General features: G+C 55.0%; 12 protein-coding genes. 4 read left to right on the top strand and 8 right to left on the bottom strand.

All coding sequences use genetic code 11. The annotated features are described in order from the left end of the window. Positions 1–187 precede the first annotated feature (187 nt). Complete coding sequence (gene fusA, locus EQG79_RS23335) at positions 188–2,302, bottom strand: elongation factor G (RefSeq protein WP_077922221.1); 2,115 nt, start codon at positions 2,300–2,302, stop codon at positions 188–190. Between the two features lie 344 nt (positions 2,303–2,646). Between fusA and EQG79_RS23330 the strand changes: the two genes are divergently transcribed. After that, complete coding sequence (locus EQG79_RS23330; RefSeq protein WP_129604659.1) at positions 2,647–4,437, top strand: ABC transporter ATP-binding protein; 1,791 nt, start codon at positions 2,647–2,649, stop codon at positions 4,435–4,437. A gap of 2 nt (positions 4,438–4,439) precedes the next feature. Here EQG79_RS23330 and EQG79_RS23325 read toward each other — a convergent pair whose 3' ends face one another. After that, positions 4,440–5,120: a LexA family transcriptional regulator gene (locus EQG79_RS23325; RefSeq protein WP_369822706.1), complete on the bottom strand. Its 681-nt coding sequence runs from the start codon at positions 5,118–5,120 to the stop codon at positions 4,440–4,442. Positions 5,121–5,274: 154 nt separating this feature from the next. Between EQG79_RS23325 and EQG79_RS23320 the strand changes: the two genes are divergently transcribed. Beyond that, positions 5,275–6,540, top strand: a complete 1,266-nt coding sequence (locus tag EQG79_RS23320; protein ID WP_129604656.1) for a DNA polymerase Y family protein — start codon at positions 5,275–5,277, stop codon at positions 6,538–6,540. Between the two features lie 34 nt (positions 6,541–6,574). Here the strand turns inward: EQG79_RS23320 and EQG79_RS23315 are convergent, their stop codons facing one another. Together EQG79_RS23315 and EQG79_RS23310 are read right to left on the bottom strand one after the other, a co-directional pair. Further along, the gene (locus EQG79_RS23315; RefSeq protein ID WP_394343322.1) at positions 6,575–7,429 is read right to left on the bottom strand and encodes a pirin family protein; all 855 of its coding nucleotides are present in this window, start codon (positions 7,427–7,429) and stop codon (positions 6,575–6,577) included. Positions 7,430–7,530: 101 nt separating this feature from the next. After that, positions 7,531–8,352 (bottom strand): Fpg/Nei family DNA glycosylase, encoded by an 822-nt coding sequence (locus EQG79_RS23310; RefSeq protein WP_129604651.1) that lies wholly within the window; start codon positions 8,350–8,352, stop codon positions 7,531–7,533. A gap of 388 nt (positions 8,353–8,740) precedes the next feature. Here EQG79_RS23310 and EQG79_RS23305 point away from each other — a divergent pair, with 388 nt between their 5' ends. Then, positions 8,741–9,676 carry a hypothetical protein gene (locus EQG79_RS23305; RefSeq protein ID WP_077922227.1) on the top strand — a complete coding sequence of 312 codons (936 nt, stop codon included), beginning with the start codon at positions 8,741–8,743 and terminating at the stop codon, positions 9,674–9,676. Between the two features lie 50 nt (positions 9,677–9,726). On the opposite strand, the gene EQG79_RS23300 is transcribed toward EQG79_RS23305, so the two are convergent. From EQG79_RS23300 to EQG79_RS23290, 3 genes are all read right to left on the bottom strand, one after another. Continuing rightward, positions 9,727–10,170 carry a hypothetical protein gene (locus EQG79_RS23300; protein WP_077922228.1) on the bottom strand — a complete coding sequence of 148 codons (444 nt, stop codon included), beginning with the start codon at positions 10,168–10,170 and terminating at the stop codon, positions 9,727–9,729. A 79-nt stretch (positions 10,171–10,249) separates the two neighbouring features. Beyond that, on the bottom strand, positions 10,250–11,074 hold the full coding sequence (locus EQG79_RS23295; protein WP_077922229.1) for a transglutaminase domain-containing protein: 825 nt from the start codon (positions 11,072–11,074) through the stop codon (positions 10,250–10,252). 86 nt (positions 11,075–11,160) lie between these two features. After that, a complete protein-coding gene (locus EQG79_RS23290) occupies positions 11,161–11,541 on the bottom strand; it encodes a hypothetical protein (protein WP_129604649.1) in 381 nt (126 codons plus the stop codon). Positions 11,542–11,757: 216 nt separating this feature from the next. Between EQG79_RS23290 and EQG79_RS23285 the strand changes: the two genes are divergently transcribed. Further along, positions 11,758–12,513, top strand: coding sequence for a hypothetical protein (locus EQG79_RS23285; RefSeq protein WP_077922231.1), 756 nt, complete (start codon positions 11,758–11,760; stop codon positions 12,511–12,513). A gap of 149 nt (positions 12,514–12,662) precedes the next feature. Here the strand turns inward: EQG79_RS23285 and EQG79_RS23280 are convergent, their stop codons facing one another. Next, positions 12,663–14,270, bottom strand: coding sequence for an OmpA family protein (locus EQG79_RS23280; RefSeq protein WP_129604647.1), 1,608 nt, complete (start codon positions 14,268–14,270; stop codon positions 12,663–12,665). Positions 14,271–14,329: the final 59 nt, after the last annotated feature.

Below are 14,329 nucleotides of genomic sequence, written 5' to 3'. Positions count from 1 at the left end.
GAATCAGCGAGTTCCTGCAAAATTTTTGCCTTTCTGTCGGCCAATCTATCCGCCCGCCGAGCCGCCTGTTTCCGGTTGGTGCGCGTTGGTTAGGCCGTTCCGGGTGCGGGCGCGATAAAAAAAGGCGTCTGACTAGTCAGACGCCTTTCCGGTATTCCTATCAATCAAGGTCACATGACCTCTGGTATTATTTACCCGTTCCTTTCTCTTTCGCTACAACAGCGTCTGAGATGTTCTGCGGCACCACTTCGTAGTGCGAGAACGTCAGGTTAGCCGTAGCCCGGCCCGACGACATGGTGCGCAGATCCGTTACGTAACCGAACAGCTCTGACAGCGGTACGTCGGCCTTGATCACCTGCGATCCGGCTTTGCTATCCATTCCTTTCATCACACCCCGGCGACGGTTGAGGTCGCCCGTGATCGGACCGGTATATTCTTCCGGCGTCAGCACTTCAACGGCCATGATCGGTTCGAGCAGTTTCGGACCAGCCTGACGGGCTGCTTCGCGGAAGCCCAGACGAGCCGCCATCTCGAACGACAGCGAGTCGGAGTCAACGTCGTGGTACGAACCGTGGAACAGACGAACTTTCATGCTCTCGAGCGGGAAGCCAGCCAGCGGACCGTTCTTCAGCGACTCGTCAAAGCCTTTCTGAACAGCCGGGATGAATTCGCGGGGGATCACACCACCTACGATTGCATTGTCGAACTGAAGACCAATCGGCGTTACACCGTTTTCGTCAGCATCGCGGGGTCCGAGTTCAAACACGATATCGGCGAATTTACCCCGACCACCCGTCTGTTTCTTATAAACCTCGCGGTGTTCAACGTTTTTGGTCAGCTTCTCTTTGTAAGCTACCTGCGGAGCACCCTGGTTTACTTCTACCTTGAACTCACGACGCATCCGGTCGATGATGATCTCCAGGTGAAGCTCACCCATACCCCGAATGATGGTCTGACCGGTTTCTTCGTTCGATTCAACCTTCAGGGTCGGATCTTCTTCGATCAGTTTACCAATCGCTTTCGAGAAGTTATCCTGGTCGGCCGTTTTCTTCGGCTCGATGGCGTAACCGATAACCGGGTCGGGGAATACCATCGACTCCAGTACGATCGGGTTTTTCTCGTCCGACAGGGTATCGCCGGTTTTGATGTCTTTAAAGCCTACTACGGCACCGATGTCACCAGCTTCCAGACGATCGATCTGGTTTTGCTTGTTGGCGTGCATCTGGAAAATCCGCGAGATACGCTCTTTGTTACCCGAGCGGTTGTTCAGAATGTACGAACCCGACTCCAGTACGCCCGAGTACGAACGAACGAAGCACAAACGACCTACGTAAGGGTCGGTAGCAATCTTGAACGCCAGGGCCGAGAACGGCTCCGACGACGACGGCTTGCGGGAAATCTCTTCACCCGTGTCGGGGTTCGTTCCTTTGATGCTCTCTTTGTCCAACGGCGACGGCAGCAGGGCCATCACGTAGTCGAGCATCGTTTGTACACCTTTGTTTTTGAACGACGATCCGCACAGCATCGGCACGATTTTCATGGCGATGGTTGCTTTCCGCAGAGCCGCCAGGATTTCGTCTTCCGAGATCGACTCCGGATCCTCGAAGTATTTCTCCATCAGCGAGTCGTCGAATTCGGCAACGGCTTCGAGCAGTTTCTCGCGCCATTCGGTCGCTTCGTCGAGCATATCGGCCGGGATGGGCACTTCGGTGAAGGTCATTCCCTTGTCCGACTCGTTCCAGACGATACCCCGGAAGTTAACCAGGTCAACAACGCCTTTGAAGTTGTCTTCTTCGCCGATGGGCAGCTGAAGCGGTACGGCATACGAACCGAGCATTTCCTTCACCTGCTTGCAGACGTTGAGGAAGTCGGCACCGGACCGGTCCATTTTGTTGACGAAGCCCAGACGAGCTACGTTGTAGTTGTTAGCCAGACGCCAGTTGGTTTCTGACTGGGGTTCAACGCCGTCAACAGCGCTGAAGAGGAACACCAGACCATCGAGTACGCGCAGCGAGCGGTTTACTTCAACCGTGAAGTCAACGTGACCCGGGGTATCGATGATGTTGATGTGGTACTTTTGATCCCGGTAGGTCCAGTCAACCGTGGTAGCGGCCGAGGTGATCGTAATCCCCCGCTCCTGCTCCTGCTCCATCCAGTCCATGGTAGCAGCCCCGTCGTGAACTTCGCCAATTTTGTGGCTTACCCCGGCGTAATAAAGAATCCGTTCGGTTGTGGTCGTCTTACCCGCATCAATGTGGGCAGCGATACCGATGTTTCTCGTGAACGTTAAATCGCGAGCCATTAGCTTGTTTTATACAGAAAGTTATGTAATTCAATAACAGCCAAAGGGCACCGGTAAGTTCTAACCAAACGGCACCTCTTCAAATCAGGTCGCAAAATTACTGAAAGTCAACCGGAAAACCAATGTACATTCTGTTTTTGTCAGTCGCACGAACCGGAACCAGCCCGATTTTAGCCCCGGCCGGGTTACCCGGCGCAACCAGACCGGAAAAGCTGGTCAGTTAAATCCAGATTAAATCTATAAATCTAGCTGAACTTACGCCTGCCCCCCTGAACTATTTATCGGGCCTTTTCGTCAACTTTGCTATACGATTTCGACCCGAAATCGCTACCGTAACTTGACTAATGAAGAATCCCTACCTGTCACTGCTCCGCACGGCCTGGCAGTATGCCCGACAGGAAAAAAAGCAGTACGTACTGGTCTATGTCCTGTTCGTACTGGCCAACATAGTCGGCGCTTTACACCCGTTACTCTTCGGGTGGTTTGTTGATGCCATTCAGCAGAAAGGCGCGCTGGTGCCGGAAATTGCCGGCTGGTATGCCGGTGCGTTTCTGGCCCTTAAAGTACTCGAATGGGCGTTTCATGGCCCGGCCCGAATTCTGGAACGGCGCCTGGCGTTCAACCTGAGCCGGAACTTCCTGCACGAACTGTATCACCAGACACTGCACCTGCCCGTAGGCTGGCACAAAGATCACCACAGCGGGGCAACCATCAACCGGATCAACAAAGCCTATAACGCGCTGAAGTCGTTTTTTCAGAGCGGGTTCACCTACCTCCATGCCCTGTCGAAGTTCGTTTTCTCGTTCGGGGCCATGCTGTACTTTTCGCCCCTGTTCGGGCTGATCGGCGTAGCGCTGGGTGCGCTGACGGTCTACGTCATCCTGCGGTTCGACCGACCCTTCATCCGGGCGCTGGACGAAACCAACGAGCGCGAACACGAGGCTTCCTCTACCCTGTTCGACAACCTGTCCAATATCATGACGGTTATCACCCTGCGGCTGGAAAAGCGGATCGAGCTGAGTTTTTCGGGCAAAGTGGCGGCTGTTTTTCCGCCGTTCATGCGGCAGGTAAAAATCAACGAATGGAAATGGTTTGTGGCCAGTATGCTCGTGGCGCTGATCTACGTGGTGGTGGCTGCGGGTTTCGTCTACCAGCATTACGTACCGGGCGAGGTCTTTCTGATTGGCGGACTGGTTACGCTGCTGGGCTACGTGAATCAGTTTACGAGCGTATTCAACGACGTGGCCTATCAATACACCCAGATTGTGCAGTACAACACCGACGTTCAGACGGCACGGGGCATCGGCGACGCCTACCGGCAGCATGAAGATACGATTCGGCATGATGCCCTGCCCGACCACTGGCAAACGCTGACCCTCTCGAATCTGAATTTTTCGCACCCGTCAACGTCGGTCAGCCAGCGTAAAGGTCCGGCCCTGCGCTCGGTCAGTATCCGGCTCGAGCGGGGGAAACGGGTAGCGCTGATTGGCGAAAGTGGATCGGGCAAGAGTACACTGCTGACCTTGCTGCGGGGCTTGTATGCGCCGGAGCCGGGGGCGCTGGTCCAGGCCGACGGGCAGGATGTTCAGGGACTGAACGCCATCGCCGATACCGTTACGCTGTTTCCGCAGGAGCCCGAAATCTTCGAGAACACCATCGGGTATAACATCACGCTGGGCTTGCCTTTTGCCGATGATGAGGTGATGCAGGTTTGCAAAACCGCCCACTTTGCCGACATCGTTGCGCATCTGCCGCAGGGGTTGGAAACGAGTATTCAGGAGAAAGGACTAAACCTGTCGGGTGGTCAGCGGCAACGGCTGGCGCTGGCCCGCGGGGTACTGGCCGCCCGCAGCAGCGATATTATCCTGCTCGACGAGCCCACGAGCAGCGTAGATCCGAAAACTGAATTTCAGATCTATCATAGTATGCTGAGCGAATTCCGGCAGAAAGTGGTCGTATCGACCCTGCATCGCCTGCATCTGCTCCCTATGTTCGACTACATTTATATACTCCGCGACGGTAAGGTTGTAGACGAAGGCACGTTCGTTTACCTGCGTCAGCACAGCACTATTTTCGGCGAGATGTGGGCCCACCAGAAAGAAGCCATGCATACTGAAGAAGTAGCAGGCGCCTGACCTTACTCGACAGGTGCTTCTACAATCGTTACAATTTTCCACATGCCCCGAATGTCGTGCAGCGGAACCGTAACGTTGCCGCCGTTCGGGTTGTCGGAATGAAGGGTCAGGTATTTGCGGGTCAGTAATTCGTTGTCGCGGATGCGCTTGACCACAAAATAATCGCGGTACATAACGGCGTATACGCCCCCCGACTGGTATTCCCAGTCGCTCTCACTCACCGGTACGGCCAGCACTTTAGCCCCGTGGGCCAGCTGCGGGCTCATGCTATTCCCCGAAATTTCCAGCACAACGGCCTTTTTGTGGCCCTTCAGTACCGGCTTTCTGACCCGGAACATTTCCGTATCCGTGGCGCCGATCCCGTCGGCGTAACTTTCTACGAACGTAGCGTAGAACCGCACCGGCACGAACGGAATTTCGGCGGTGTCTTCGTCAGCGTCGGATACCATGGCGTTAGCCTCGGGGGTATTCAGTACAGGCAAAATACCCCGAATCAGATAGTCGGCGCTGATTTGCGGGTAACAGGCCAGCAAACTCATGATGGTATCGTACGAGGGTTTAGCCCGTCCGTTCAGAATGTTATAGAATTTGGACGGGTTCTCGCCCAACTCCTTGGCAATCTGATAGATGGTTATCCCCAGCGAATCAAATACCTGCTTCAGCCGATCCTGTATACTTGTCATGTTGTCTACTTTTTCCAAACAATTTTTCGCCATTATAGTATGGATATATTGGCATTATAATACAAGTCAAATATATTGCGCCTGTATCACAACAAACATACGACTAATACAGACGAAAGACGACACCAAAAGGAACGTTTCTATCCAAAAATTGATGAACCGGAACCGACTCACCAACCATACGCTGCCCACGGTCCTGTTTGTGGACATGAACAGCTTTTTTGCTTCCTGCGAACAACAGGATAATTACTGGCTACGGGGTCGGCCGGTGGGCGTCTGCGTCTATACGGGTCAGCACGGCTGCATCATTGCCCCCTCGGTAGAAGCCAAAAGGAAAGGGGTAAAAACCGGTATGCGGCTGGATGAAGCGATGCGGCTCTGTCCGGATCTGGTACCGGTCGAGACGCACCCTACCCGCTACCGCTCGTACCACGTCAAGCTGATCAGCGTGCTCAAACAGTTTGCCGACGATGTGGTGCCGAAAAGCATCGACGAAGCGGTGATTGACCTGACCAACTACCAACTGGTGTATAAGGATATGGAGCAGCTGGCCCGAACCATCAAAGCCGCCATTCGGAACGAGGTGGGCGACTGGCTGCGGTGCTCGATTGGTATTGCGCCGAATGTGTTTCTGGCCAAACTGGCCTCTGACCTGCAAAAGCCCGACGGCCTGACGGTGATCACCCCCGACACCATCGACGCCGTACTTCGGTCGCTTCGGCTTACCGACCTGCCCGGCATTGGCTACCGGATGGCGGTCCGGCTCGAAGATGGTGGTATCCGTACTCCGCTGGATTTACGGTACGCGTCGCCCCAGCGGCTGAAGGCCATCTGCAAAAGTATTGTCGGGTTGCACTGGCACCTGCGGCTCAACTTTGCGGGCGAAGTCGATCTGGATAGTCACGAGGAGTACAAAAGTATGTCGGCCATGCGGACGATCTCGCCGGAGCAGCGCAGCTCGGCGGAGCGGCTGGATGAGTTGCTGCAGTCGCTTTGTCTGACGCTCGAACGGCGGATGGTCCGGCAGGGCGTGTTTTGCCAGAACCTGTCTTTTTCGTGCCGATACCATACCGGCAAAACCTACAACTGCGAGGTCAGCTTTACCGATCCGATGCAGGACGGCCCCGACATGTACCGGATCATCAGCGAGCGGCTGGCGCGGTTTCAGGCATCTCACCACTGCGAGCCGGTACTGAACGAACACCTCCGCAGCATGAGCGTGGTGGTGCATCGGTTCGTACCGGCCGATGCCGTTCCGCTCAGTCTCTTCACCAACGACAGTCGTAAAAATACCCTCCGCAAAACGCTTTACGACCTGAAAACCAGGTTCGGTGCCGACAAACTGATACGCGCAACCGAGCTTCGCGACAATCCCGTCTATCGGGATGTCATCGGGTTTGGCAACATCAAGGATTTATAGAGCGATATACCATGTGCCGGATTGGACAGGCTGGTTAATTTAATACCCCCATCCGACCGTTCTGAAAATCGTCGAAGGCTTCCATAATTTCCTCGCGGGTATTCATCACAAACGGACCATATACGGCCAGGGGCTCGTTAATCGGCTCTCCCGACAAAATCAGCAGTTTGGCATCAGCGGTAGCCGTCAGCGTAATGGTATCGCCGTCAATGCCCGTCAACGCCACCTGCCCGCGGGTCATCGATTGCCCGTTGATCGTAGCAGAACCGGCCAGTGCATAGACAATCAGCGTATGATTGGCCGGTACGGTAATCGTTTCAGTCTGGCTGGCAGCCAGGGTCAGATCCGCTACCGTAATGGGACTGAAGGTATGCGCAGGACCGCGCAGTCCGCCCAGTTCGCCCGCAATGACCCGCAGTGTACCGCCCCCGAAAAGGGTTGTCTTCGGAATCCGCGTGGCTGCAATATCCTGGTAGCGGGGTGGACTCATCTTATCTTTAGCCGGCAGGTTGACCCATAACTGCACAAAATCCAGCCGACCACCCCGACGGGAGAATTCGAGTTCGTGTTTTTCCTCGTGGATGATACCCGACGCAGCCGTCATCCACTGTACATCGCCGGCAAACAGCTTGCCGTGATTACCGGCCGAATCGCGGTGTTCGAGCGCTCCTTCGTAAACGATCGTGACCGTCTCGAAGCCCCGGTGTGGATGTTTGTCAACCCCTTTCGGCCGACCCGAGGGCTGAACCTGCATGGGCCCGTGGTGGTCGAGCAGCAAAAACGGGTTAAACGGCCGTGAGCCCTGTGGGTGGAAAGCATTCAACCCGACAAAACCATCGCCAACGCTGTTGGGCGTAGCGGTCTGTATGGCAGCAATGGATCGATTCATATGTATAATTAAATGTATCTACACGCATTGTGAAAACGAAAGCGGCCCGGTACAAGTTCGTCAGCCAAACTGACTACGGCTCATCGTCATGCAGACGTCGGTTATACCGGCAACGGCTGGTCCTGGGGACAGAAGAATGTGGTTCGGCCACCCACCGTTGAGCGTTCGATGCGGGTACCGCAACGGGGGCAGAACTTATGCGCTTCCACATCGTCATAGGGCGAGTCGTCCCACTCCCGAACGTGGATCAGGAAACTGCTGGGAAAGTCGCGGTAGGTGGCTTCGTAGCGGATGGCGGTCTCCAGCACCAGCCGGATAGCTTCATGCAGCCGGGTCATCTCTTCGTCGGTCAGGGTGTTGGCGCGGTGTTCCGGATGGACGCGGGCCTGGAACAAGACCTCGTCGACAATCCAGTTACCCAGGCCCGCCACGACACGCTGATCGAGAAGAACCGGTTTGATAACCGCTTTTTTGGCCCGAACCCGCTCGGCAAGCTCAGCCGGGGCTATGTCGAGTCCGTCTTTACCAATTTTCTTCCGCCGTAAAAACGCATCGACATTATCGATAAGGCCAACCCGCTCAAACTTGCGCGGACACAAAAAGCCAAGGTTGAAATCCCCGTCGAACTCAAAAACAATACGGGCAAAGCGGGGCCGATCGAGCGAGGCATGGTAGTATTCCAGATCGCCGGTCATGCCGAAATGCATATGAACAATGACGTCGGGGTGGTCGGTAAATACGAACAGGTTCTTGCCAACGCGCTGCGTACCCGTAAACTGCCGTCCGGTCAGCCGTTCGCTAAGGGTAGCGTAGTCGGTGGTCAGCAGCTTTTTGTCTTCCACCTCAATATGGCGTATCGGCTGGTAAAGCGATGACGTTTCGAGATATTGGCGTCTAATTTCTACTTCGGGCAGTTCGGGCATGACTGTATGGCAGGGTCAGCGGGTGTCGGGACCGGTATCCGGTCCCGGCCGGGTGATTTCAGGTCATCTATTACTTACCTGGCTGACCCACATTAGGTAACGAGGGCCGGGGTATCGTTGTTTCCGGCGCGTGTTTGTCCCGTTCGCTAAATCAATTATTGATTATTCGGTAAAAAGCTTTGTTTTACAATGAATTATCTTCTTTTTTGCACAAAATCTATTGACTTAGATTACAATATTGAAAACCGTAAAGGCGTTGCTTTCGTACGTTTTGCAACTAATCGGTAAGTAATTCTTGTTAAGTGATCTCCTGTAATAAACCCGTTCAGATGTAACAACCTCTACACGAGTACAAAGTGCAAGTTCAATCGTTAAACTGACCATTACTATGGAGAATAGTCCGCAAAAGCCCCGCACCAATGGTGCCCTACTGGCCGCCCTTATCATTATGACTGGTTTAGCCGGGGTATCGAGTTATTTGTATTTCGATCAGAAAAAAGTTTCTGAGAACCAAGAAGTTACCATATCCGAGCGCGTAGAAGAACTCTCAACCACCCGCGTTAAACTGGATTCGATCTCGACGGCCTTAGACGCCAAAATTGCCGAAGTACAAAAATTAGGGGGCGACGTTACGGAGCTGCAGAAAGTAAAAGCCCAGCTGGAAGAAGACAGAGCATCGCTGCGCCGGGGCAACCGGGTTTCGATCGCCAAGTACGAAACCAAAATCAAGCAGTATGAAGCGTTCCTGATCGAGAAAGATACGCTCATCGCCAACCTGCAGCGTGAAAACGTGACGCTGGCCACGAACGTAAAAGTGCTGGACGAAGAGAATACCGGCCTTAAGACCGAGCGTCAGCGCCTGAGCGATTCGGTTGCTACCATCGCCACGCAAAACCAGGAGCTGAGCACCAAAGTAACCCGCGCTGCCGCCCTGAAAGCCCAGAACGTGAAAGTGTTTGCGGTTAGCTCGAAAGGCAAAGTCAAAGAAGACGACGCCTACAAAGCCAAGCGGTTAGACAAAATCAAACTGGTGTATACGCTGCTCGATAACCCGCTGACCCGCGAAGAGCCGAAAGAAGTGTTTGTTCGGGTGCTTGACCCAAGCGGTGCCGTTGTATCGGATATGGCCAACGGTTCGGGTACGTTCACGGTTGATGGTAACGAGACGATCTACACCACCAAGCAGACAGTCAACTACACCAGCAATGGTCAGAACGTTGAGCTGCTGTATACCCGTGGCATTCCCTACAAGCCCGGCAAGTACACGGTAGAGCTGTATTCGGAAGGCTTCCGGATCGGTGCCGGTGAGTTTGCGGTTCGCTAAGCCTACACCACTCCCTACAAAGCGCGATATCCAACGATATCGCGCTTTTTTTATTCCTTCACGCCCGCAAAGTACGGAATCTCGGTAGCGCCGTTCTGGTACGTAATCCGCAGCAGTTTCCCTTCTTTCTCCATGCCGTTGTCGGTAAAGACGCGTTCGGTCTGCACGCTGCCGAGGGTCGTATTGCCAACCCGCAGCTGCACCGAGCTGTCGGCCTGGCGGCTTAGGGCAACGCCCTCTACCCGGCGGGTACCTTTTTGTGGATACTGATAGGCATACAGTACCGATACCGCACTGTCTGACTCGGCCAGCAGGGTGACCGTTGGCAGCTGACTGCTGGACAACGCCACGCACGATGGGTCAAGGAAGACGTTGGTACGGTACCGACCGCCAATTTCGCCCGCGAGCGAGGCCGTTCCGGGCTGGATGTCCGTATCGGGCTGGCAGGCCGTCAGCGATCCCAGTAAAGCGCAGAAAAGCAGTTGTTTAGTCATAGTCTGGTATCGGTTTTCCGGATAGACCCCGCCGGTAGGAAAAGCGTTGGTACACCCGCCATTTTTTTAACAGAATTGCCTAAGCCCCTGTCGGTTGCGCCGGCTCGGTCTCTTCGGGTTCAGGCTCCAGCGCATCGACCCAGACCCGCATCGACTCCAGCGTCATGGGGCCAAACTGGGTAGTGAAGGCCACGTCGGCCGCATCGCGACCATAAGCCACTGTAATCCGGTTGCCGCGGGGTTCGCGCTGGGTAGCGTCGAAGGTAAACCAGCGGCCATCCACGTAGGCTTCGAACCAGGCATGGAGATCCATCGGGTCGAGCTGGTACAAATAACCAACGACCATTCGGGCCGGAATATTAAGGGCGCGGCAGAGTGAAATACCGAGGTGGGTAAAATCGCGGCAAACGCCAACCCGGTGCTGGGCCGTATCAACAGCCGAGGTGCTGGCGTCGCTGGTACCGTATTCGTAGCGGATATTCTCGTTGATCCAGCGCCGGATGGCTTCGGGCTGGTCGTAGCCGGGCTCAACCCCGTCGGTAATCTGCGTAGCCAGCTCGCTTAGCTGGTCCGACTGGCAATACCGGCTCGGCAGGGTGTAGTGCAACACATCATCGGGCAGATCCTCAACCGGCGTATAGGGCGCGCCCGGCGCCACATCGATGGCATCGGCCGTCTGGACGGTAGCCGTAAAATGAATCGAAAACGGCCCTTCGGGGGCCACCAGTCGCTGACAGAGGTTGCCGTACATGTCGGTAAACTCCGTTACGTTGACGGTTGGCGTGATCTGGTACTCTTCGCGAATGATCCACTGCCCGGCGCCAGACCGGGGGCGTAGCATAAGCACTAAAGGGGTTGGTCCCTCAGCCTGAAACTGAAGGTCGCAGCCGGCGTTGAGTTGCATGATTGTCCGTGTTGAGAATGGGGATACTCAACTAATCCGTTAACCGGTTTAAATGTTCTGAACGGATCGCGAAAAATAGGCGGGATTTACTCAAGCGGCTTGAACAGAAACGTTTCTACTTTGCCCTGCTTGTCCTGGCTGATGTAAAAATCGAGCGGGGCCAGCGCGAACGTGGCTTTGTAACGGGCAATGCCGTTCTGTACACCCCGCGACTCCATAGCTGTCCATTTGCCGAGCTGCCCCGACACCTGCCCCACGACCTCTTTCATCTTATCGGCCGAAATCTGTTGCTTGAACGCATCGCCCATGATGGCGTAGAGCGAGTCTGGCTGGTTGTTGTTAATAAAGCGCTGGGCCAGCTTCGCCAGCGAATCGAGTTTCGGGTCAACCGTCGGGGCCGACGGCGTCTGCGCCTGAGCCGCGACAGCTAGTGACAGCATGACTAGTAGAAAGAGGAAGCGTTTCATACGTGTGTTTTTTTGGTAAAGATAACCGAACCAGTCAGCGCGCTGCCCTAAAAAAGGAAGGGCACCGGAAGCTGGTTGTAAGCGGCCTGAGCGTTGGATGAACGGTTTTACATCTGTTTGTCTGACATAAAGTTTTGGCACCTATATTACACAAATTTCATTTGGTCATCTATTATATTTACAGAATAAAAGTACTATTCTTACCGTAACTACAACATGAACGTACAAACTGAATTGATCCCGGGTATTTATAATTATTGCGACACCTGGTGCGAGCGCTGCCTGTTCACCAGCCGCTGTCGAAGTTTTCAGATTCAAACAGAAACAGGCCTGACCAAATCCATGGAAGCCGGACCGGACCTGATCAATCAGTTGACCGATGCGCTGAACCTGACCAAACAGTATATCGAGAATCTGAGCCGGTCGGGCGCACTCACTGGCCCTGACGCCCCTGCCGACACAACGGTTCAGGCGCTGGAAGAAAACGCGCTCCCCAAACCAGTTCAGGTACGCCAGCATCCGGTTGCCCAGCTGGCCAATTCGTACCTGAAACATACGGGAGACTGGCTCCGTCAGGAGAAGCACCTACTCGAACAGGCTGGTGAACAACAGCTTCGGGAGGTATCGCTGGGGTTTCGTACCCAGGAGGAGTCGATGCCGATCCTGCACGCGCTCCGCGATGCCTGGGAAATCATCAACTGGTACCGCACGCTCATACCGGTCAAAACCCAGTCGGCATTACGAGCGCTGAGCGAGTCGGACGCCACGATGAAGGTCTATCACCTGGGAAAAGCCAAGCTGGTGCTGGTCAGCATCGATCGGTCGCTGGCGGCCTGGCAAACCATACTGGCTCAGTACCCCGACAAGATCGATAACCTCCTCGACATCCTGGCCCAGCTGAGCCGCCTGCGCCGGGAGCTGGAAACCCTCTTCCCAACCGCCCGAGCCTTCCAACGCCCCGGCCTGGACTGATGCTTGCAGTATACGTTGTCTTATTGAAGGCCGCATGAACCACGGTGAATCGCCGACGACCGAACCGCGTTGTAGCGACGCAACCGCCCGGCGGCCCGGCCTTTGCGTCTCTCTGCGTCAGTAACAAACAAACCACGCCCAGCGGGTAGTTATTTTTTAACGATGACGAACTCTACGCGCCGGTTTTGCTGACGGCCTTCGTCGGTATCGTTGGTAGCAACGGGTTTGGTTTCGCCGAAGCCTTTGCTGGCGATGCGGTCGGGTTCGATGCCTTTGCTGATAAAATATTCACGCACGGCGTCGGCCCGGTCCTGAGAAAGTTTGGCGTTGATTTCGTTCGAGCCTGTGTTGTCCGTATGCCCGCGTACCTCGATCACCATCTTGGGTGATTCGTTGAACGTAACCACCAGCCGATCCAGCTCGGGGCCCGACTCCGGCCGTAACTCAGACTTACCCGTGTCGAAGAAAATATTGTTGAGCCGAACCGATCGCCCTACTTCGATAGGAACGAGTTTCAGCTCTTTACCCTTGATTTCCTGATAGCCTTTGGTCTGGGTCAGATCTACATTATCGCCCTCGGCGATGAAGTTTTTAGCCACCGCCCGCATCGAGTACTTCTGTCCATACGGCAGCACGATCTTGTATTCGCCCGTAATTGGGTCTGACGTAGCCTCACCGGCTTCGGCCCCATCGGGTAAGGTCTGGTAAATGATTTTGGCTTCTACGGGCTTTCCGGTGGTCTGGTCAATCACCTTACCGCTGATGAGTGCTACCGGGTCGGGGCGTGTAGACGGACTTTGGGCCAGATCGCCCCCGCCCACTTTAGCCGGCTGGTCGGTCGGGCGCACGTCGGTCAGTTTGATGCGTACGATATCGCCTTTCCCGAGGGTGTTCTTGAAGGTGGTCAGGTAGGCATAATCGCCCGAGGCCGATAGCGTATAATAAGCGTCATAGCCATCGGTGTTGACCGATGGGCCCAGGTTAACCGGCTTCGACCAGTGTTTCCAGGTTTTGTCGACGCGTTTGCAGACGTAGATATCGTTGCTGCCCAGCCCCCCCTCGCGATTGCTCGAAAAGTAAAGCGTGGCGCCGTCGGGTGCCAGAAAAGGGGTTGTTTCCGTGAATTTGGTGTTTACCTCGACGCCCAGCTCCATGGGTTTGGTCCAGGAACCGTCTTTCTGCCGGAAGCTGACGTACAGGTCGTCTTCTTTGCTGTTCTTCTTTTCGCTGAACGCCATCAGCAGCACCTTGCCGTCGGCCGACAGAAATCCGCAGTCGAACTGGCCTTTGCTCATGTTCACGTAGCCGGGTATGTCGATCTTCTGCGGGGGCGACCAGCCGTTTGCGGTTTTCTTGCTCAGCGAGAATCCGCGGGTTTCGTAGGTTCCGTTGTTGTACTGGCCTTTGATGAGCATCGTCTGCCCGTCGGGGGTAATGCTGTAGGCGCAGTTGTACTCATCTTTATTGAGCGGAAACCCCATCCGGCGCGCAGGCCCCCACTTTTTGCTGGCTTCGTCGAAGTCGGAAAACCAGATGTCCTGGCTCCCTTTGTCGCCGTGGGTGTTGTTGGGGTGGCTGATCCGGGCAAAATAAAGCGTCCGGCCATCGGGCGAGATCATCGGGTTGATTTCGTTGTATTCCGAGTTCACCTGGTTGCCCAGATTTTCGACCTTTACCGAATCGCGACTGGGCTGGGCCCCGACAACGAGGGTAGCAACGCAGAATAAGCTGGTGACAACGACACCGTAAACGTTCATTGGAGTTACGCGAAATAGTGGGATACTTTCAGAAAGAACGAAAGCAGGAAGCCGTTTTG

The sequence above is a fragment of the Spirosoma sordidisoli genome (assembly GCF_004138325.1).
Lineage (GTDB): Bacteria > Bacteroidota > Bacteroidia > Cytophagales > Spirosomataceae > Spirosoma > Spirosoma sordidisoli.
The sequence above is the reverse complement of the archived record's forward strand: the minus strand, read 5'-3'. Positions and strand labels throughout refer to the sequence as shown.

What these genes read in the sequence shown, in the direction of transcription:
- EQG79_RS23325 (WP_369822706.1), bottom strand. Translation starts at nt 5,120, where the DNA reads ATGACAAGTATACAGGATCGGCTGAAGCAGGTATTTGATTCGCTGGGG.
- EQG79_RS23305 (WP_077922227.1), top strand. Translation starts at nt 8,741, where the DNA reads ATGGAGAATAGTCCGCAAAAGCCCCGCACCAATGGTGCCCTACTGGCC.
- EQG79_RS23290 (WP_129604649.1), bottom strand. Translation starts at nt 11,541, where the DNA reads ATGAAACGCTTCCTCTTTCTACTAGTCATGCTGTCACTAGCTGTCGCG.
- EQG79_RS23295 (WP_077922229.1), bottom strand. Translation starts at nt 11,074, where the DNA reads ATGCAACTCAACGCCGGCTGCGACCTTCAGTTTCAGGCTGAGGGACCA.
- EQG79_RS23310 (WP_129604651.1), bottom strand. Translation starts at nt 8,352, where the DNA reads ATGCCCGAACTGCCCGAAGTAGAAATTAGACGCCAATATCTCGAAACG.
- EQG79_RS23320 (WP_129604656.1), top strand. Translation starts at nt 5,275, where the DNA reads ATGAACCGGAACCGACTCACCAACCATACGCTGCCCACGGTCCTGTTT.
- EQG79_RS23280 (WP_129604647.1), bottom strand. Translation starts at nt 14,270, where the DNA reads ATGAACGTTTACGGTGTCGTTGTCACCAGCTTATTCTGCGTTGCTACC.
- EQG79_RS23315 (WP_394343322.1), bottom strand. Translation starts at nt 7,429, where the DNA reads ATGAATCGATCCATTGCTGCCATACAGACCGCTACGCCCAACAGCGTT.
- fusA (WP_077922221.1), bottom strand. Translation starts at nt 2,302, where the DNA reads ATGGCTCGCGATTTAACGTTCACGAGAAACATCGGTATCGCTGCCCAC.
- EQG79_RS23300 (WP_077922228.1), bottom strand. Translation starts at nt 10,170, where the DNA reads ATGACTAAACAACTGCTTTTCTGCGCTTTACTGGGATCGCTGACGGCC.
- EQG79_RS23330 (WP_129604659.1), top strand. Translation starts at nt 2,647, where the DNA reads ATGAAGAATCCCTACCTGTCACTGCTCCGCACGGCCTGGCAGTATGCC.
- EQG79_RS23285 (WP_077922231.1), top strand. Translation starts at nt 11,758, where the DNA reads ATGAACGTACAAACTGAATTGATCCCGGGTATTTATAATTATTGCGAC.